This window comes from Terribium retamae (genome assembly GCF_022347545.1).
Classification (GTDB): domain Bacteria; phylum Pseudomonadota; class Alphaproteobacteria; order Rhizobiales; family Rhizobiaceae; genus Mesorhizobium; species Mesorhizobium retamae.
In genome coordinates, this window is sequence record NZ_JAKREW010000048.1 from 1 (window position 1) to 19,727 (window position 19,727).

Sequence of the window (19,727 nt, forward strand, 5' to 3'; positions counted from 1 at the left end):
CACCTGACGTTGCGACGACGACCCCGCCATTGCCGACCAACGCGACTGTCGCGCCGCCGTCACCCGGCGCCACGCGCGTGACCGGTACGGTCGTGCCGCTCTATCGTGTCGAGGTGCCGACCTATACGGTGCTCCCACCCGTCGGCTACTATCTGATGAGCGCCAATCTCGGCACCTTCCATGAGCGGCGCGGCGAGCAGGTCCTGCTCGGGGGCGTTGGCATGATACCCGGCAGTTGGGGCCGTGTGTTCGGCCAGGATGCCGAGGTGCAATGGGGCGGTACCATCGCGCCGACCTTTGACGGCCATCTGTTCGGTTTCCAGGTCGGCACCGACCTGATCGGCTGGGAAGGGCCGTCCGGGCACGAGAACCGGGCTGGCCTGTTCATCGGCCATACCCGCATGGACGGCGACATCAGAGGCCAGGCCCTGGGCTGGAACAACCTCGGCGTCGGCGATCTCGACCTGGGCGCCACCAGCCTTGGCGCCTACTGGACCCATATCGGTCCTGGCGGCTGGTATCTGGACGGCGTCGTCATGGGCACCTGGTTCGACGGCAATGCGACATCGAACCGCAACATCGGCATCGATGTCGACGGGACCGGTGTCACGCTGTCGCTCGAAGGCGGCTATCCGATCCAGCTCTCGTCAGAGTGGACTTTGGAGCCGCAGGCACAGCTGATATGGCAGCATCTGTCGCTCGACGGGCAGAGAGATGCATTCTCGACCGTCTCCTTCGACAATGACGACAGCGTCACCGGCCGGCTCGGTTTGCGCCTGCAAGGCGTGATGCCGCTGGGCACCACCGTCCTGCAACCTTACCTGAAAGCCAATCTCTGGCATGACTTCGACGCTACCGACCGCATCAATTTCGGTGGCGACCCGATCGATGTCGAGCGTGGCGGCACGTCACTGGAAGTCGGCGGCGGCGTGGTGGCGAAGCTCTCGGAAACGCTCAGCGTCTTTGCAACCGCCGACTACACGACCAATCTCGGCGGCGAAAAGCGCCGGGTTTGGGAAGGCAATCTCGGCCTCAGCGTGAAGTGGTGAGATAAGCGGGGCCGGCCAGCGGCCCCGCCCTCCCTTCAATTGCCGGACCGCATCGCCACGGTGGCGATGCCTGCACCAACCAAACGCCCGAAAACACCGCCGACGTGTGACGACGCCTACAGCGTGCATCGGCGCGAACCAGCTTGATGCCGAGCTAGCTGTCATTTACAATCTAGCCCAAACTGTTTGGGTTGTTCGACCAGTTACCCCATACGATCCCCATCCATAGGTGATCGTCAGAACGCGCCAAGCCACCTTACGGCCCTGGCGCATAGACAGCTGTTTCCCGACGTGATGAGAATCAGGATACGATGGCGAGCACTCGGCAGAACGGCAACCGGAGGTGGCGTGGCAAATATATGCACCCCGTCCGCATGTTCGCGAAGATCATTTACAGTTGCGCGCCTCATGTCAAAAGCAGGGCCGCTGGCGACCTTGTCCTTTCCCGCACACTAGCCGAGGGAACCGCCGCGGTCTGCATTGACATACGCCATGGAGGCAAAAGATGACGATGGGCTAGAAGCCTCGAATGGCTCAGCGACGGCACGGAAATCCCGGGGCGATCTTGCAATTGTCACCGGGGCGCGGGGGACGCGGCCTCCAGCCCGGGCGATGAGGTGGTTTGTGCCAATGAGGGGGACGATGCGGCGGCCGCACGACGATGGTCGGCGCGATAACGACGGCGGGAGGCCGAGCCATATCCTCAACCAGGAACGAGGCGGAGATCCAGCCAACAAGGCCGGCACCACGCACATTGCACCAGTTGTTTTGACAACCCCGCAGGCTGACCCGGGTGCCCGCCGTCAACACCCCAATTTTTGCATAACCGGTCCCTGGGCCCGAGCGCACATTGACGTTGCCGCTGGTATATCCGCTGGCGGCCACCGCCTGAGCGGAAATTACGAGACCGCCAATCAAGGCGAGAACCGCGAATAGCTTTCGAGACATCTTTCCCTCCAAGACATCAGGACACGTTGTTATAATCGCGGCAACCGCGGACCAGCTAGCAGCTTCTTATGGTATGATGAATAGCGGGTTATTATGATGCCGCCGCCAAAAGCGTTTTCGGGTTTGGCCTTGGACTGGTCTGCTATGCCCTTCGCAAAAGGCATTTCACTTTCACAGGCTACCCGGGGTCCAAGGTACAGTGAAACGTCCGCGCCAGTCACGAAGCTGGCGTCGTTGCCCCGTTCGGATGAACCGCGCCTGCTCCATCAACGGAATATTCTGATGGAAATCATCCATCAAAGCGGTGTGCATGGTCGAGGTATCATATGCAGCTTCGGTAAGCGGATGCTCTGCGCTGAAGTCTGACCACCATTGCCGCCGCGCGTTTCCCAGAACCTAGTCGCGTGTCGTTTCGGTCACGTCCGGATAATTGAGGAATCTGCTCGGAGTAATGTCGCGCGTCTGTCCAGGCAAAACGCCATCTTGAACGCCGAGCCGCGCGCGCCGCAGCACGTTGACCCTGCGAAGATTATCGTCGCGGGGTACCCTGCCCCAATATTGGTCTGGGTAACGAGGCAAATGTGCGCCAGGCAGACGCGCAATGTTTTTATCCTCCAGGGAATAGGTGTTATTCAGCACGTGCCGATTCATAGTCTTGGAGGTTGACGCCAATGCGACTAGATCATGGCCGGGAATGAAGCGGACAATTTTTTGCATTACCAGGTCTGGCAGTGATTCCAGTTGGCGTTGTCCAATGCTCCGGCTCACAGCGTTTTCCGCACGGGCACGGATACCCCGTAATGAAAGTCGAAACCTGCCCACGGCTCGCAACCATACAGTCAAGGCTGAGTGTCCGCTTGGGTCAATCGAGTTAACCGGATCGCCTTTCACATACGCATAGGCGTTCATCTCTCCGGCACCAAATGGCGAGGACCGGTCGGGAGAGACAAACCGCATCAGAATTGAATTATACGCGCGGTAGCCGTTTCCCAGTATCTGCCAGCCAGTCCCCCGCTCGTGAAACGCTCCATTGAATCCCGGGCCTACCGCTTGCCGCTTTCGCATGTCACTTTTTCGAGTTGCGCTGTGATCTTGAGGCTTCTTACATGTCGATAGTAGCGCGAAATCGCCAAGTTTGCGACATTTCCATAGCAAACGATTGAGGGATTTCTGTAGGCCCGGCGGGGCGCGGTGTGACAGATGTGGGGTCAGCCGAGTTCAATGGGTGGTTGGCCATAGGTCGGCTTCTGGATATCCGGCAGCGCCTCGATCTGCTGGAAATCTTCGAGGAACGATACCGGCGGAAATCGACTCTGATCACGACTCAGTTTCCAGTGGCGGCCTGGCACGAAATGATCGGAGAGGCCACTTAGCTGACGCAAATTTTGGACCGTATTGTTCACAACGCTCACCGCATAACGCTCGAAGGCGAAAGCATGCGGAAACGAAAAACGCCGACGCTCTCGACCGGCGGCGAAATAACCGAAATCACCCCGTAATAGCAACCAGGCAACCAGAATTCGATCGCACCCGTTCTCCGCGACCTAGTGAAGCGCTTGTCCGCGACTTGCTGAAATGACTGCCCCGATCTGCCGAAATCCGTAGATCGGCAGCACTTTCAATCTGAACCGGGATGAACGCCGGTGGTGAAGACGGCGAGAGGGACTGGGGTCTGCGTGCGCTTCCTTATCCACTTGCGCAGAAGGTTCGCACTCACCCTATGATCGAGTGCGAGCCTCGATACCGACACGCCAGGCTCAAGGCTGGCCACGACAAGACGCTCCTCGATGCGGGGGTCGCATCGGCCTCGCCCGTTCCGACCGACAAGCCTCACCCACAGTTTCTGCCACCTTCTTCCATAATTTGGTGTCCACCTTTTTGGGTGAACTCCTCATACCATAGAGCACTCAATAGACAAAGGTGCGCAGAAATTTGCGCGTACTGAACGGGTATGCCGGCAGGTCGGTTATCCGGCCACCATTCGGGTCGACAACGGCAGCGAATTCATCTCGCGAGACCTTGATCTCTGGGCCTATCACAAGGTGTCGTGCTCGACTTCTCGCCACAAGGCAAGCCGACCGACAACAGCTACATCGAGAGTTTTAATGGCAAGTTCCGCGCCGAGTGCCTGAACGCCCACTGGTTCATGAGCATTGACGACGCACGGGCAAAAATGGAGGATTGGCGTAGAGACTATAACGAGTTCCGGCCACACAGCGCGATCGGCAACAGGGTGCCGATTTCGCTCGTCAACGACTCATCGGCACCCTGCCGCCTGACCCTACCCCCGGAAAATTCCAGATTCCGCTGGCCCAAATTCGGAGTGCACTTCACTGGAACTTCAGCCCCGACACGCCATGAGCTAGCCGCTTTATTAGTGCTACCCTTCGCCGACACCGACGCGATGCAGCGCCATGTTGACGAGATAGCTCTCAACGTCGCGAGAGGCGCCCACGCCGGTCCTGCTTCTGGACCGCGCCGGATGGCACACTACCGGCAATCTCGTCTGGCCGAAGAACATCACGCCGATCCTGCTGCCGTCGCGCTCGCCGGAACTCAATCCGGTTGAGCAAGTCTGGCAGTACCTGCGCGCCAATTCCCTCTCCAACAGCGTCTTCGACGATTGCGATGCCATCATCGATGCCGCATGCGACGCATGGCGCAAACTACTCGCCCGACCATCCACAATCACCTCGATCGGAATTCGCGAATGGGCTCACAAAGATCAATTGTGAGGGCCGTTAGTATTACTTGCCTTGCGCACAAGGATACAGCGATTTCCCCCTGTCATCCCAATTTTCAGTGGAAATTGGAATCCCACTGATTATAAGGGCTAACGGCTCCGACGTGTGCTGCGTGCGTCCCAGCGTTTACCCGCAACGGAGATCGAACCAACCGTATTCGAGGTACGCAGCCGCATGTCTTCACATCACCCTGCAACACATCCTTCAAAAGGACGTATCAATTCCACGCTTCGGCGTTTTTTGGACAACGAAGCCTCCAGCGGAATTCTTCTCATGGCCGTGGCGTTGCTGGCGCTCATTGCCGCCAACTCGCCATTTTCCGACGTGTATTTCTCCGCCCTTCATTCATATTTAGGTCCGCTGAGTCTGCAGCACTGGATCAATGATGCATTGATGGCCATGTTCTTCCTGATGGTCGGACTTGAGATCAAGCGAGAGCTCCTGGATGGCCAGTTGTCGAGTTGGACCCGCCGGCTGCTGCCCGGGGCAGCGGCTGCGGGTGGGATGCTGGTCCCCGCTCTGATATACATTGCGTTCAATCATTCGGATCCGAGGACAGTCTCGGGCTGGGCGGTGCCGTCCGCAACCGATATTGCCTTTGCCCTGGGGGTGATGTCGCTGCTTGGGCCTCGTGTGCCGGCCTCGCTCAAGGTGTTTTTGGCAGCGCTAGCGATCATCGACGACCTTGGCGCGGTTGCCATCATTGCCTTGTTTTATACGAGCGGACTCTCAATACCGGATCTCGCCGGAGCCGGCGCCGTCATGGCCGTTCTTTTTGTCCTCAACAAACGCGGGATCAACGCCCTTGCTCCCTATCTGGTCCTCGGTGCGCTGCTTTGGCTGTTGGTCTATCGCTCGGGAATACATGCGACGATCGCAGGCGTACTTCTCGCACTGACGATTCCAATCAAGTTGACTCCGGGAATGCCGGAGGCCTCGCCTGGCGTATCCCCCCTGCACAGGCTGGAACATGCACTTCACGTCCCGGTAGCCTTCGTGATTGTGCCCATTTTCGGCCTTGCCAATGCCGGCGTTTCCTTCGCTGGGGTAACGCCTGCCATTCTTGTCGAGCCGCTTTCCCTGGGCGTCGCTGCAGGACTCGTTGCTGGAAAGCTGATCGGTGTGTTTGGCGCAGTGGCGATCATGGTTCGAACCGGAATGGCTAACCTCCCGGCGGCTGCGAATTGGGGGCAGGTCTTCGGCGTCGCGCTTCTGTGTGGCGTTGGTTTCACGATGAGCCTGTTCATAGGATTGCTCGCCTTCGAGGATTCTTCCCTGCAAGATCGGGTGAAGTTCGGAATCCTGGCAGGCTCGCTCGTTGCCGGCATCAGCGGCTATCTTGTACTTAGAGTTACGAGCGCCCGAAAATCTTGCCCCGCCTGAGGCGCCGGGTAGAATTGCGTACGAAACAAGACAGGGGTCAGTTGACGATCGTGGCGGCATCAGCAACCCGGCCAGATCACGAGCGGCGGATTCTGGTGACTACAGGACTGAGGTTTCGGCTGTGCGGCACCCTACCCTGCCCCGGATGAGAAACAGCCCCATAGGGTGGCGGCGCTGGAAGCGCAGCATCCGGCTGTGGAACGTCTATCTCGGCGTAAGGCGGCGGAGGACGAGAGCCCTGCGAAGATGGTAGCGCCCACTGGCGAATAATGCGCCCCTCCTGGCGCGAGTAGAGGCCCTTATTCCAGATTTCATATCCGTCGTTCAATCGCTGGCCGGGCTTATTGGCACGGAACCACGAATGCATGTCCTTGCGTGCATACTTGCTTGCATCCCGGCTCAGATCGCTCAAGTTCACATAGCCCCTCCGCTCTGCTGCACGCGCCCGTCCTTGTGAGCGGAAATAGTTCTTTGGCAAGTCAGGAACATCCCGGTTCTGGCGCAGCGAATACCGACCAGGTTGCGGCCCCGTGACCGCAACCGACCGCGCTCCGCCACTGCCTGCCACGCCGGATACACGGTTGGTCAGGCCTCTCAACCTCAGACCGTTGTCCATGGTTCTCAACACACGTACCGAGGATTTAAGGTAGTGGCTACTTTGTTGCAGCCTTGCGGCGATCGTCGCAGCGATGTCCGCCAGTCCCTTCCAGAACCACATCTCAACATCTCCGAATTGATCCAGCCCTGAAACAGGTCGCGGTCCCCGTCTTCCCCCGACATCATATACATATGAGCACTTAACTGCATTCCACAGTGCCTGTTGCCTGGCTCAGCCTGCCGCAGGGCAGGATCACGACTAGAGGGCTCTTGAGCGAGGCTGTCTCGGGAGGTGCGACTATTCGGCCTGGTATACGGCAAGGCAGCTATCGGTCGACTGCGCCCACCTTGCCAAAGCGGTGGGCATGTCAACAGCCTCACTGCAGATGTGAGTTCCGCTCGAGAAACACCCTGAGCCCCTCGCGAATTCCGGCCTTGTCGAAAATTCCCAAGAGAAACAGATCAATTGTTGCCTTCACGAGGTCTTCGGCATTTAAGCTTCCGCTGCGAATACGGCGTTCAATGGAAAGCTCCTCATAGATATCTGTGATAAGTTGCAGGCCACCTGCATACGAAATCTTGTCGCTAGCACATGGCGCCATGGTTTTCGCTTTCATTGGGGACGCAAGCATAATCGTCGCTCACAGCAGAGATGTCCTGACTTTTTTACCAAGGACGGCCAGTACCGATTCGCGCACGGCCTGCACGATGGTGACGTTCCGAGACCACAAATAGCCGCCTCCCGGCTTCGAGGCCAGGGGCGGCGCAAAGTTGGACGTATGGCATTGGCAAGACAATCACCCAAGCATTCGAGCTTGTCAAATCACAACGCGGACATGGTGGGCAAGCAGCACCACACAAGAGAGCACCGAGGCGCAGATCGTTTGGTCAGCCCGAGAGGATTCGGCATACTGCCGCATGACGGTCACCAGGTTCAGCGCAGGCAGGTCGAGGCGGCAAATGTGGATGATATAGCTTCCAGTGATACCTTCAACGTGGTGGAAAACACCCTGCCCTTCTGCCAGATCGCCACGTAATGATAGAGCGCCGACGGTTCCACCAGCCTTGCTTCCAGACCGAACGCTGCATATTCCCGCGCAAGGATTTCGTTGGTGATCGAAACCCCAAGCCCTGCCGAGACGAAGCCCGCCTCGTGGCCGCTTGAATCATATTCGACCAATATGTCTGGCTCTATGCCTTCGAAGCGCAGCGCATTCATATTCATCTGATGCGACGCAAACCGGGGGTCGACGTCAACAATCGTTTCGCCCGCCAGATCCTGCGCCTCGACGCGAGCCTGTTTCGAAAAGCGGTGACTGGGATGAAAGACGCACACGTTGCGCGCCGATCCAAGCGGCGCCCACTCGAAGAGGCGAGAATCCACGGGCAGCCGGGTGATCGCAATATCCGCCCGCCCGGTCAGGATATGCTCGCTTATCTGATCATAGGAGCCTGAGATTGTCCGGACATTCGAGCCGGTCTTTGACCGGATAATCGCAACCACTTTTGGTAAAGTTACAAAACCGAATACCGCAGGCGCGGCGATGGCTATCCGCTGCCGTTCGTCACTTTTCATCGCGAAGATCGATGCTTCCAGCCGCTCCAGGGAACTCAGCGCCAGCTCTACGTTGCGCAGGAGTTCCCATGCTTGCTGCAGCGGAAAGATACGGTTGACCGATCGTTTGAATAGGGCAAAACCAAGCGTTGTCTCGAGTTGCTTTACATGCTGACTGACCGCGGGCTGGCTTATCCCCAGCACCGCCGCCGCGCGCCTTGTCGAACCGGCTCGGAGTACTTCACGGAAGACCTGAAGTTGTCGAAGTTTCAGTCCGCTGTGCAACAACTCCATCCTTCATGCTCCCCACGAACCTGTCCTGGCCGGCAGAACTGCGCCCCGGAGTGCATATCGGGGCGGTTCTCCCACACCCTGCAACGCACGGGCAGACAATTTCGAATCCACTACGATACAGTCATTATAGTGACTGGTAAACTCGGGCGTTTGCTTGTCGCTATAAGTTCATGCGGCTGGCGGAAATATTTGGAGCGAATGTACGCAGGGTTCGACTGCAGCGCGGGATGACCCTGGAATCTCTGGCCACCGAAGCTGACCTCGCATACAGCTATATGGGCGGAATCGAGCGAGGGCAGAGGAACCCTAGTCTGGGCGTCGTCGAGCGGATCGCAATGGTGCTGGAGAGCGACCCGCACGCGTTGCTCCGTCCAAACTCATCAAAGAAATAATCTTCCCCACATCCAGTCGAATCCGTCGTGGCCACTCGAGGCCGAGTTCACGAAAGCAAATCGTGGATGAATGCCTGTCCACCGGGCCCCGGTATCGGTCGCATCAGCATTTGGTGAAGTAGGGTGCGTCCCTAAAGGGGCAGCATGCACAAGGCCGTTGCGTATGAGCCGTCGCGCTCCCGAAATACGTTAGCGCTACGCCGGCGCAACAACACCAAGGAAAATCCTATCCGTAAAACAAGACAATCCGGCATATATAACAAATCTTTATAGACAAAATAGTATTTTTTATAGATTGATCGCCAGTGGATAGCCTCTATCCTAACTTATAAGTAAAAATAACCTTCAATTATACGCAATAAAACAAACAACCATAGATGGTAACCCGCAATTATTTGCAAGCGAGCGACGGAATTCGGCCTATATACATAAACTATCGAGGCATGCATGAATGGCTTCGTGAGCCAGTTTGCTGGCGCACTCCTGATTACGGCAGGGCTTGCTCTTGTCAGCGGGTTCGTGGGAACTTCCGTTGGACTGTTGCTGGCCATCGCAAAGCACACGCACACATCCCGGATGGTCGGGCTCATCACCGCCTACACCACCGTCGTCCGTGGCGTACCGGAACTTGTCATTATCCTGTTGATCTACTTCGGCGGCACCGCGCTCGCCAGCGCGATCGCCGGCCGCTATGTCGAGGTCAACGCTTTCACCGCCGGCGTCATCGCGCTCTCTGTCGTGTTCAGCGGCTATGCAACGGAAGTGTTTCGCGGCGCGATTGCTGCGATCCCGGCCGGCCAAGCGGAAGCGGCGAAATCGCTCGGCTTGAGCGCCTGGCAACGCTGGCTCCTGGTCGTCGCTCCACAGATGTGGAGGCTGGCCCTGCCGGCCTATGGCAATCTGTGGATCTCGCTGTTCAAGGACACGGCGCTGGTTTCGATCATCGGGCTCACCGATGTCATGCGCGTCGCCTTTGTCGGCGCCGGTTCCATGCGCGCGCCCCTTTCCTTCTATCTGGCGGCGTCGGCCCTGTATCTCAGCCTGACGACGGTCACGCTGCTGTCGATCCGGCTGGCGGAACGCCGTTACCCCGCCCTGGGCCGATAGGGAGGCGACGGGCATGGATCTCACCATGATGGTCGAGGCGGCGGTGGTGCTGTCGTCCGGCCTGAAGCTCACACTGACCCTGACGGCCTTGGCGTTGGCGGCAGGGTTCATCCTGTCGGTACCGCTCGCCTTCGTTCGCGCTTTCGCGCGCCCTGCCCTGTCGCTGAGCGTGCTCGCCTACACCTACGTCTTCCGCGGCACGCCGATGCTGGTGCAGTTGTTCCTCGTCTATTACGGCCTGGGGCAGATCGAGGCCGTGCGGACGAGCATCTTCTGGGTGGTGCTGCGGGACCCGTTCTGGTGTGCGCTGCTGACCTTTTCGCTGAACAGCGCCGCGCACACGACCGAGATTTTGTGCCGCGGCCTGCAGTCCGTGCCGAAGGGCATGACGGAAGCTGCCGCAGCACTCGGCCTGAAGCGCTTCCAGACCGCCCGCCTCGTCACCTTCCCGATCGCTTTCCGCATATCCCTCCCCGCCTACGGCAACGAAGTGGTCGGTATGATCAAGGGTTCGTCGCTGGCCAGCACGGTCACATTGCTGGAGGTCACCGGCATGGCGCGGCAGATGGTATCGACGACATTCGCGCCCTACGAGATCTTCATCGTCGCCGGCGCCATCTATCTGTTGCTCACATCGATCGCCGTGAAGATCACGCAGGTCCTGGAACTGCACCTCGCGACCGACGGCAAATCAAGCCTGAGACGCAGAACGCGCCTCAAGACGGCGTTGCCCGGGGCCACGACCCCGTGACCCTCAGCCTTATCGTTCCAATCGTCAAACCAACGAAGGGGAATACCCATGCGCATCGTTCTGGCCGGTACCGTGTTTGTCGCATCCATGATCTCGGCATTGCCCACCCGCGCTGAAGATGCGCGGGTGATCACCATCGCCACCGAAGGCGCGTCGCCACCCTGGGACGGCACCGACGAGAAGGGTGAACTCTACGGCTACGACATCGATGTCGGCCTCGACCTGTGCCGTCGCATCAACCTCCGGTGCAAATTCGTCGCCCAGGATTGGGACGGCATCATTCCCGCGCTGCTGGTCGGCAAATACGACGTCATCATGTCGGGTATGGCGATCACGGAAAAGCGCAAGAAGTCCATTGCCTTCTCCAAGCCCTATGCTGCCGGCTACAACCAGCTGGTCGTGCGCAAGGATCTGGAACTCGACTCCGGCGACATCAAGCAACGGCTCAATCTCTCGGCGATCGACGCCAGCGGCAAAGCCGTCATCGAACGCCTGCGATCGACGCTGGGCGGAAGGACGATGGGCGTTCTGCGCTCCTCGAACTCGGAAGCCGTACTGAAGGAACTCTTCGGCGACGTCGTGACCCTGCGCAGCTATGACAGCCTGGACAACCTCAAGCTCGATCTCGCCGCAGGCCGCGTCGACGGCGGACTGGCCGACTTTTTCACATGGCGCGATTTTCTGGAGACGCCAGAGGGATCGGGTGCTGCCTTTTTCGGCCCGCAATTGAACGGCGGCCTGTGGGGGCCGGGCGTCGGCGCCGGTCTGCGCAAGGACGACGCAGAGCTGCTCGCCCGTTTCAACAAGGCGATCGACGCGGCGATCAAGGACGGGACGATCAAGGCACTGAGCCTGAAATGGTTCAAAACCGACATCGCGCCGGGCGCTCCAAGATAGGCTGCGCAGGGATATCAGGAGCGACAAAGCCGCAGCTGAGCTGCCGAACTCGACACTAAATTCCAAGGCAAGATCAATGAAGGATTCTTTCTGCGTGGCCGTAACCGGCCAATCGCTGCTCAAGAGCGATGTGCGTCACGTCCGGCACGAGCGGTTCCTCGACGTGCTCGACTTCCTCAAGCAGGGCGATGTGGTCTTCACCAATTTCGAGTCGACGATCCTCGGGCGCTACGGCGGCTGGCCGACCAAGGGCAAGTACTTCGACTATTCCAGGCCTGAAATGCTCGATGCGTTGCAGGCGATGGGTTTCAACGCTCTTGCACTGGCCAACAACCACGCCTTCGACCTCGGCCCCGCCGGCGTGCTGTCCACACTGGGCGAAGTCTGGTCGCGCGGCTTCCTCCATGCCGGCATCGGAACCGACGAGACCGATGCGATGAAACCGGGGCGCCAGCGCCTGGGCGACCGCGACGTGTCGCTGTTTGCACTCGACGCCGGCCCCGGGGCCGACAATATGTACGCGGAGAACCGATCGGCCGCTCGCCCGGCCCGGCCAGGCGTGAATCGGCTCAAGACCGTGCGTAAGCTCGGCGTGACGGAAGAGAGCTTCCGCAAACTGGCGAAGCTGATGCAGGAGCTGCGGACGTCGGCGCTCGAGTTGACCAACTATGCGCAGCCGGACGACCCAACGCCCGTGGCAGGCGACAGCGAACTCAACTTCTATGGCACTGTCTTCAAGCAAGGCCCCGAATTCCGCCGCCTCGTCGAGATCGATCCAGACAACGCCAGCGAACACCTGTCCGCCATCCGGCGCGCAGCTGAGCGTGGCGACTTCGTCATCGCCTACCTACACCACCACCACTGGGAGCCTGGCTGGCAGGACGTACCCGGCTGGGTGCAAGGCTTCGCCCGCGCCTGCGTCGACGCAGGTGCCAACCTCTTCGTCAGTCATGGCGCACCGGTGCTTCAGGCAATGGAGATCTACAACGGCGCCCCGCTCTTTTATGGCCTCGGCAACTTCCTGTTCCACGTGCCTGCCGAAGAAACGGAGTGGAGCGCGCCGGAGGTGTGGCGAAGCGTCGTCGCGGCCTGCCGCTATGGCGGCAGCGGAACCCTCGAAAGCATCGACCTTCTTCCCGTCGTCATCGGTGGTGAGGAGAAGCCACTTGCAACGCGCCGCCTGGTTCCGCTGGCCGCAACCGGCGAGGTTGCCCGCGATATTCTGCAAGGCTTTGCGGTGCGCTCACGGGTTTTCGGCACGGAGATCGCGATTTCTGGATCTACCGGCCGCGTCTTTCGGGCCCCGAAGCGCAAGTTCGGCTGAGGAGATGAGAGGGCGGTGTTCATCCCTGGACGGCGAGCGGTCTTGCGGCCGTTCTGCACGCAATCTCCAGAATCTTGTCGATTGCTTCAAGAGAAAGGGGCTCGCCGCATGTTCTTAACAAGCCCAGTCGGCCAGGCTGAGAAATTTGGCCAAGTTGCGGAACGTTATGATAACGACTGATGGATGGACAGGAACGCGGCAGATCATGACGGTACGCTATCTGGTGCGCCGGATTTGGCGGCGTTCCCGCCATTTTGGAATCATGTCCGCACGACAGCGTAGCCGTCATTTGTCTCTTCAGGGCCGAAGCGATTCAAGTGATTCCACAGGAGACCCATGCCACCAGCATGCTGCTAGGCGACATTGGCTCCGGCCACGGCAATCATTTCCTGCCCACCACCGCAGGCGCGCCATCGGACGTCTTCATCGACGGCCAACAGGCGATGCGGGGCGGCGACAACCATGCCGCGCATGGCTGAGTAGCAATTTTCAACAAGGCGAAGCATCCCTCGGCGGCACGAAGCAGAGGGCTGATCAAGCCAGACCGAACAGGGGACGCCTTGAGAATAGTTGCAATTTCCATGTCTGCGCGTACAGTTCTCACGGCGTTGCCGTTCGCATTGGTCGGCCAAAACAGAAAACCGAGACTTTGATGTTTGAGCCAAAGAGGTAGGCAGATGGAAGAAGAAGGCACGGATTTGCCCACGGCATTTGGCGACGAAACGCCATCGGCAACCGTCGTTACGGAGAACTTTGACGCGGTGCCCATTCAAATCGCCGGGGTGGGCCAAAGTATCACGACCCCAACAATGATAATAAGCCTTGTTTCGGGAACTGGGGAAATCAGGATACGGGACGAGGCTGATAGGCCGCCTGAAATGATGGGGAAGAAATTATTGATCGGAGCTCCAGAACGTACGACACAGCTGGTTCAGTTCGATCTGAAAGACCCCTGTTCAAGTGTTAAGTTTTGGCATTTCGGCGTAAATGATCGGGAAAGGGCCAGCGTGAATTTTTACGCAGCGAATGGCGAAGCCTTGGGTCAATGCAAGTTTGTCCATACGTCTTCGCGTTCATCTTTGGGTTCAATTGAGTTCAGCGGTAGTGGTATTGCGCGGATAGACATTGAAATTCATGATTTGGCCTATGTGGACTCATTCTCATTCACTCTCCTTGAACAAGCGGCACCGCGAGGGCATCCGGAAGCCGAAATCACTCATGAAAATGTCGGATCAGCCTCTCCGGTTGCTTCGCAGCGTGAGCCATGAGTGGTCCGTGCGTTGAGAAACTTGGCTGCGCGGCCACACCAAGTCGACTCCACGCCCGCTTGGCTTCGTTGCCCATCAAGATCTATGGCCATTGGTGAGCGATCGGAATCATGCCCTGGCAGGCAATCGTTTCAGGCATGGAGATTGCAGTCTGAGAGGCCTGACGTTGCATCACGCTCCGCAGGAGAATTCCATGAGTTAGCTCAGACTTGGCCGCGCATGTCAGCCGGCTATTTTGTCGCCATCTTCTGCCACCGAATGAGCCATTTCTTCTCCTAATGCAACGATAAGAGCCGCCACGCGACCGCGCACGCGCGGATGCAGTTGCATCAGCCCAGCTATCAGTCGCCGTCCTTCCGCGCTGGCCACGAAATCAATGCGCTCGTCGACAGGCAGCGGCAGAGTCTTACAACGGGTCTCGTTGTTGCTCGGCAGCCCCTCGAAAAAGCGGCTGACAGGAACATCCAATGATCGGGCGATCTCGTAAAGCATCGAAGCGCTGACGCGGTTCTTTCCGTTCTCGTATTTCTGGACCTGTTGAAAGCTGACGCCGATCGCGCGGGCCAGTTGGACTTGCGAGACATCCGACTGCACGCGCACCATCGCGACTTGCCGGCCAACGTGCTGATCGGCCGGATGAGGGCCGGTTTCAGCTTTGCCCCCGGCTCCCGAGAAACAGGCGCGTTTGAGTTCCGCCAGTACTTTTCGGTGCTGCATCCGTCACTCCCCGATGAGAGAGTTTGTCGCGGTACGCCCCCGCGAAACTCACCAAACTTCCGAATGATCGGGGAGTTGCAAACCGTGCAGCACGGCCCTGTGGCCTTTAGTTCCGGGGAACCTGGACATACGCCACAGGCTCCCCGACCCGAAAGGTCAGAGAGTTCGATGCCAATTCGACTGGCATCAATCGGCTACAGGGGTTTGCACGCCCCAAGACAGCGCGTACTGCCTCGTTTCAAAGTGTAGCAGAGATCGCAGATTTTGCCAGACATCTATGACTGAATATCAATAGCTTGCGTGTAGACAACGAAACCAAACATGCCGCGAGGCTACCCCCGCTTCGCTTACCGATGCAGTAAAGGAGGACATAAATCAATCTTGGAAACCAATCCGCGTTCGTCTCGATTTCTCAGGAAATATCGCATTTGGCCGGGGCCGCAATTCATCAATAAGGTCATCGCCCTGGATGCAACCAAAATGGAATTTGCGTTTAGCATCCATATTGGCCGTTTGGTCCTCGGGGGATGTCAAAGGGAGCTTACGCATTTATTTGAAAATCGTTGCCGGGTTGCACGCCGGCCAGCCGAAGAATATCGTTAAGAGCTGAGCGAAGCTGCGGCCAGGGAAATTCGGGATCATCTTTCGAAGATCCGCCTTCTCTAAGCACGCCGTGAAGCTTGGCTGCCACACCGGCCAGCGAAGAGGCGGGTGTTTTGGATAAAATTTGGAACAATTCCCCGGCCCTGTCAGCGGCTTCCCGCTCAGCGCGCAATGTAGCAGAATAGCCAATCTCCTTGTCGACAGCATCCCAATGTGCCTGCTCATCGCCATCTTGCAACAGTGTGACGCAATGAACACCGATCGCCTCAACAAATTTTCTCTCCAAACGTTGCTGTTTGCGTAGAAGCCGTTCAGTTTGTTCATATAGTGCCTGCCAAGTTCGCCAAACCGCAACCGCAGGATCATGGAGTGGCTCCGCCTCCCATCCGCTGGGGGCAAGCGCCTTTGCCTGCGCCCCCATAATTGCACCTGCCGCCGTTACAAATACCTTCCTACGCGTGACGAGAGGCATAGACGTGCTATTGTCGGAATCAGTCACGTTCCGAGTTCCCTAGCTGGGTTGAAGTTAGGTCTGCAGTGTTTATGCAACCTGATCAGCTACTCTACACGCCACACTGGCCTGGATCAGAGCAACGATACAGGCAGAACATTTGATAGAAAAAATATTAATTTGACTTGCCGATGTCAATAGAAAAACCATCAAATCGAGATTTTGCGGTGAGCACACGGCAAATCAAGGCTGCTAGGGCACTGTTAGGTTGGTCTCAAGGTGATTTAGCAAAACGCTCCTTTGTCTCAGAACCGACGGTCGCGCGTCTAGAAGCAGAGGATGGGCCTCTTGGAGGCCGTCCTGGGACCGTCACAAAGATCATAAGCGCGTTGGTTTCTTCGGGCATCGAATTCATTTCCGAGAATGGAGGGGGACCCGGGGTTCGCCTGGCACGTCGGCTGGATGGAATATGAAACACTGCGAGCCAAGCTGCCGCGGCAGGCCATTCGTCACGGAGACCGTTTCAAACAATTGCGTTTCGCTGTGCCCCTGTCGCGCCCCGGAGGGCTCCTATTGAGGAATTCGATCCACTCCAATCGATCGCTGAGGCCAAAGGCCCGTGCCGATCCGGCTGAGCGGCAAATTGCTCATAACGCTGCCGTTTCGTACACGATGACACTGAACGGGAGCGAGTAGTTTCGTTGGCGACCGGAGCAGCCGAATGTTTCGTTTTGGCCAAAGACTCGTCCGCGTCACCGCTTGAACCATCTTCCCCGACTTGGATACAAGCTCCTGTTAGCATTTTGTGAAGAATCCTAGGGGGAGGAAAATGAACGGCCGCGTCGGTGTTGCTTCTGTGACCGCCATCGTCACATGGACCGCGCTCGGCCTGCAGTTCAGCCTGATCGTCGACCATATGACAGCCGGCGGTGCCTCGGCAGGCCAGGCGATCTGGAGGTTCTTCGGGTTTTTCACGATCCTGACCAATTGCGCGGTCGCGATCGTCGCAACCGCCATGGCTTTTAGGGCGAAAAGGGCACTTGGCGATCCAAGGGTGCGGCTGGCCACGGTGACAGCGATCGCCATGGTGGGGATCGTCTACTCCATCGCACTTCGGTCGATTTGGAACCCCGAGGGGTGGCAGGCCGTCGCAGACCATGCTCTCCATGACGCGACGCCTCTCTTGTTCTTGCTGTCGTGGATCTTGGCCGATCACGGATCCCTTCGATGGCGCGACATCGTCTGGGCCGTCGTTCCGCCGGCCCTCTACTGTGCTTACGCATTCGCCAGGGGAGCCTTGGAGGGATGGTATGCCTATTGGTTTCTCGATCCGCGAGCACTCGGTGGCGGCCAGATGGCGACGAACATAGGGCTGCTGCTTGCCGCCTTCTCGTTCGTCGGGCTAGCCTTCATAGCTGCCGACCGATGGCTTTCGCAGCGACGCTGACCGGCACATCCGCTTTCAGCTATCCGCGGCAGGAGGTGGTCGAGTTCCCTCGCACGGCCCCAACGCATCGGCAGATCAGTCTCGGCGCTGATGACGATCAGATGCGCCGGAACAAATTGACGACCATGTCTTTCATCAGGTCAAGGTCGATATTCGTGAGAATATTTCCGGACTTCGGGTAGGAAGCAAGTCCATTTCCAGCTTTTACAAGCTGGCAATATATATACTCGTTATCCCTCAAGCCAAGCTGCGAAACCTTCTTGCTCCAGTCGATGTCACGACCGCTATTTTGAACCCCGGGCTTACCGATCTCCCACATGGAAGCTTATAGTCCCGCATCCTGCTTCCTTTGATGACGACGCGTCCGGTACCCCATTCCGCAGAATCTGTTATCGTCAATGGGATATCTTCAAAACCACCGGCGCATATATAGCATTCCTGCAAACCATCTCCCCCAAAAGCTTCCACCAGAGCTTTGTAAATGTTGGCAGCAGGGGTGTCGGATAGCATGAAGCTCTTGAACTTGTGTCCGACAAAATTCGAATTGTCGACATGGGGCGCTATCTCCGTCCCGCCCTCGAGCAAAAAAATACTCACGAGTTTGATTTTATCCGGCTCGTCAAACTCGTCCTCTTTGGTCAGGTACGATGCCTTGATCGGAAGCCCGTGCACGGATTTCCGCATTCGCTGGTCAGTGATATCTTCATCCCTCCCGTCGCGCATGTAAACCATCATCGTTTGCCTTTCAACGAACGAGGGGGTGTAGGCGCTGTCACTGATGTCGATTGCGGTCTTGTCGAAAACACAATCCCCCTTCGAGGTTAAAGCGCTGCCCACCCTGGGACAAAACAGCGTCACCTGCCGGCGATCATCGTATTTCAAGACAAGGGAGTCATCTTCGTCATACCAGATGTCATACTTTGCCAACTTGTAGGTCGTCATGCCGAATACCTCACAAACGCGGCCCAAAACGAAGCAGAAAGCGTATATGTATCGTAAATGATCTCCCAATACTGGTAAAGCGAATCGTGAAAAAGGGACCATCTCCGGATGGTGCCCTCGAGCAAAGAGCTATCGACAGATCGTTCCACCTCTCTGCGCCGTCATGAAGCTCATGGTCCCCCGCCCTACACGTCGCAAAGGACCGAGGCGACCCCATAGCTGTCTGCTTCCCTGGCAGGTGCGCCTCGGGCCGAGGCGCACCTCTGAAATATATTAAGTTGCAAGTTTGACGAAAAATGCAACCTAAGGTATTATTCTTTGGTGCATATGATTGCCTGTAGCCGAGACCAAGGGCTGACGGCGAGGCCGAATGATTGGCAGTATTGATGCCGTCTCGCCAGGTCTTGATTTTCCCTGACAGCGTATCGTCGCGCTGGAGAGGTAAGCCATGTCTACGCTTGGATTGCGCGTCTATCGCTCCGCGTGCTTGCTCGCCGCTTTTCTCATCTTGGTGGAAATGCCGTCCGGCCTTGGCGCTGCAAACGCCAAAAACAAGATCGACGTGGGAGGCGATGCTCCTTCCGGTACACAGAATAGACCGCCATCGCCACTGGACAGAAGCTCAGCAATTGTGATTCCTCCTAACGGAGAGGCGGATGGGCTTTTTGGTGACTGGCCCCGTTCTTTTACGATGTGCCCCAGCGGTCAGTTCGTATGGGGCTTTCAGCTCAAAAGTGAGAGCGATCAGGGCGGAGGCGACGACACGGCACTCAATGCGATTCGGATGTATTGCTCGAGGTCCGCCAGTTCGGAAATCAGGAGTCTGGAGGCGCCATGGGGACACCAAACATATGGACCGTCTTTCTGCAGCGAGAGTCAGGGCCCGGTTTTCGGCTTCAGAATGAGGCTCGAGCCCTACCGACACTCGTGGGACGATACCGCGGCCGGCAACGTCAGACTGTTTTGTCGCCTTGGCGGGGAACTGAGGCTGGAACCAGCGGCGCAATGGGGAGATTGGACATCGATCTTTTTGTGCCCAATCGGTTATGCAGTGAGCGGATTTGTGACGCGCGTCGAGCCGCACCAAGGCAGCAGCGACGACACGGCACTCAACGGTCTACGCCTCGCCTGCTCGCCCTACACACCATGATGTGCACATTAATATTACGCTCCCCTGCACGCTTTAGTTGACGCACTGGAGGCCTAAGCTCCTTCACAACATCATGGGCCGTAGACGTCCCCCATGTCGTAACGAAGC

At 58.0% G+C, this 19,727-nt stretch carries 20 protein-coding genes and 3 pseudogenes; 15 read left to right on the forward strand and 8 right to left on the reverse strand.

Translation table 11 applies throughout. The features are described from left to right. On the forward strand, positions 1–1,049 hold a 1,049-nt coding region (locus tag L4923_RS26580), incomplete at its 5' end, for an autotransporter family protein (protein ID WP_239370124.1). Positions 1,050–1,583: 534 nt separating this feature from the next. On the opposite strand, the gene L4923_RS26585 is transcribed toward L4923_RS26580, so the two are convergent. Beyond that, positions 1,584–1,997 carry an SH3 domain-containing protein gene (locus tag L4923_RS26585; protein WP_239370125.1) on the reverse strand — a complete coding sequence of 138 codons (414 nt, stop codon included), beginning with the start codon at positions 1,995–1,997 and terminating at the stop codon, positions 1,584–1,586. A 396-nt stretch (positions 1,998–2,393) separates the two neighbouring features. Next, on the reverse strand, positions 2,394–3,062 hold the full coding sequence (locus tag L4923_RS26590) for an RHS repeat-associated core domain-containing protein (RefSeq protein WP_275448598.1): 669 nt from the start codon (positions 3,060–3,062) through the stop codon (positions 2,394–2,396). Between the two features lie 197 nt (positions 3,063–3,259). On the opposite strand from L4923_RS26590, the pseudogene L4923_RS26595 reads away from it, so the two are divergent. Continuing rightward, a pseudogene (locus L4923_RS26595) lies at positions 3,260–3,496 on the forward strand (ATP-binding protein); the annotation flags it as partial. A 119-nt stretch (positions 3,497–3,615) separates the two neighbouring features. On the opposite strand, the gene L4923_RS26600 reads toward L4923_RS26595, so the two are convergent. Further along, complete coding sequence (locus tag L4923_RS26600; protein ID WP_343304251.1) at positions 3,616–3,831, reverse strand: transposase; 216 nt, start codon at positions 3,829–3,831, stop codon at positions 3,616–3,618. Positions 3,832–3,955: 124 nt separating this feature from the next. Here L4923_RS26600 and L4923_RS26605 point away from each other — a divergent pair. The 3 genes and pseudogenes from L4923_RS26605 to nhaA all read left to right on the forward strand — a co-directional run. After that, positions 3,956–4,260, forward strand: a pseudogene (locus tag L4923_RS26605) (integrase core domain-containing protein); the annotation flags it as partial. A gap of 72 nt (positions 4,261–4,332) precedes the next feature. Continuing rightward, positions 4,333–4,732: pseudogene (locus L4923_RS26610) on the forward strand (transposase); the annotation flags it as partial. A gap of 183 nt (positions 4,733–4,915) precedes the next feature. Continuing rightward, positions 4,916–6,124, forward strand: a complete 1,209-nt coding sequence (gene nhaA / locus L4923_RS26615; protein ID WP_239370150.1) for a Na+/H+ antiporter NhaA — start codon at positions 4,916–4,918, stop codon at positions 6,122–6,124. Between the two features lie 974 nt (positions 6,125–7,098). On the opposite strand, the gene L4923_RS26620 is transcribed toward nhaA, so the two are convergent. Beyond that, complete coding sequence (locus tag L4923_RS26620) at positions 7,099–7,338, reverse strand: hypothetical protein (RefSeq protein ID WP_239370128.1); 240 nt, start codon at positions 7,336–7,338, stop codon at positions 7,099–7,101. Positions 7,339–7,655: 317 nt separating this feature from the next. Next, positions 7,656–8,570 carry a LysR family transcriptional regulator gene (locus L4923_RS26625; RefSeq protein ID WP_239370129.1) on the reverse strand — a complete coding sequence of 305 codons (915 nt, stop codon included), beginning with the start codon at positions 8,568–8,570 and terminating at the stop codon, positions 7,656–7,658. 170 nt (positions 8,571–8,740) lie between these two features. Between L4923_RS26625 and L4923_RS26630 the strand changes: the two genes are divergently transcribed. From L4923_RS26630 to L4923_RS26660, 7 genes are all read left to right on the forward strand, one after another. Next, complete coding sequence (locus L4923_RS26630) at positions 8,741–8,962, forward strand: helix-turn-helix domain-containing protein (RefSeq protein WP_275448599.1); 222 nt, start codon at positions 8,741–8,743, stop codon at positions 8,960–8,962. Positions 8,963–9,409: 447 nt separating this feature from the next. Further along, the gene (locus L4923_RS26635) at positions 9,410–10,069 is read left to right on the forward strand and encodes an ABC transporter permease (protein WP_239370131.1); all 660 of its coding nucleotides are present in this window, start codon (positions 9,410–9,412) and stop codon (positions 10,067–10,069) included. Between the two features lie 13 nt (positions 10,070–10,082). Then, positions 10,083–10,820, forward strand: coding sequence for an ABC transporter permease (locus tag L4923_RS26640; protein ID WP_239370132.1), 738 nt, complete (start codon positions 10,083–10,085; stop codon positions 10,818–10,820). Positions 10,821–10,907: 87 nt separating this feature from the next. After that, a complete protein-coding gene (locus L4923_RS26645; RefSeq protein ID WP_239370151.1) occupies positions 10,908–11,717 on the forward strand; it encodes a transporter substrate-binding domain-containing protein in 810 nt (269 codons plus the stop codon). 76 nt (positions 11,718–11,793) lie between these two features. After that, the gene (locus L4923_RS26650; RefSeq protein WP_239370133.1) at positions 11,794–13,041 is read left to right on the forward strand and encodes a CapA family protein; all 1,248 of its coding nucleotides are present in this window, start codon (positions 11,794–11,796) and stop codon (positions 13,039–13,041) included. A gap of 317 nt (positions 13,042–13,358) precedes the next feature. Then, positions 13,359–13,520 (forward strand): PAAR domain-containing protein, encoded by a 162-nt coding sequence (locus tag L4923_RS26655; protein WP_239370134.1) that lies wholly within the window; start codon positions 13,359–13,361, stop codon positions 13,518–13,520. Between the two features lie 198 nt (positions 13,521–13,718). Continuing rightward, complete coding sequence (locus tag L4923_RS26660) at positions 13,719–14,309, forward strand: hypothetical protein (RefSeq protein WP_239370135.1); 591 nt, start codon at positions 13,719–13,721, stop codon at positions 14,307–14,309. 222 nt (positions 14,310–14,531) lie between these two features. On the opposite strand, the gene L4923_RS26665 is transcribed toward L4923_RS26660, so the two are convergent. Then, positions 14,532–15,026 (reverse strand): XRE family transcriptional regulator, encoded by a 495-nt coding sequence (locus L4923_RS26665; protein WP_239370136.1) that lies wholly within the window; start codon positions 15,024–15,026, stop codon positions 14,532–14,534. 541 nt (positions 15,027–15,567) lie between these two features. After that, positions 15,568–16,128, reverse strand: a complete 561-nt coding sequence (locus L4923_RS26670) for a hypothetical protein (RefSeq protein WP_239370137.1) — start codon at positions 16,126–16,128, stop codon at positions 15,568–15,570. 143 nt (positions 16,129–16,271) lie between these two features. Here L4923_RS26670 and L4923_RS26675 point away from each other — a divergent pair, with 143 nt between their 5' ends. Next, entirely contained in the window at positions 16,272–16,553 is a 282-nt protein-coding gene (locus tag L4923_RS26675) for a helix-turn-helix domain-containing protein (RefSeq protein WP_239370138.1), read from the forward strand. Positions 16,554–16,909: 356 nt separating this feature from the next. Next, positions 16,910–17,527, forward strand: a complete 618-nt coding sequence (locus tag L4923_RS26680; protein WP_239370139.1) for a Pr6Pr family membrane protein — start codon at positions 16,910–16,912, stop codon at positions 17,525–17,527. Between the two features lie 237 nt (positions 17,528–17,764). Here the strand turns inward: L4923_RS26680 and L4923_RS26685 are convergent, their stop codons facing one another. Next, on the reverse strand, positions 17,765–18,469 hold the full coding sequence (locus tag L4923_RS26685; RefSeq protein ID WP_239370140.1) for a hypothetical protein: 705 nt from the start codon (positions 18,467–18,469) through the stop codon (positions 17,765–17,767). 517 nt (positions 18,470–18,986) lie between these two features. On the opposite strand from L4923_RS26685, the gene L4923_RS31245 reads away from it, so the two are divergent. Beyond that, positions 18,987–19,619, forward strand: a complete 633-nt coding sequence (locus tag L4923_RS31245; protein WP_425531018.1) for a hypothetical protein — start codon at positions 18,987–18,989, stop codon at positions 19,617–19,619. Positions 19,620–19,727: the final 108 nt, after the last annotated feature.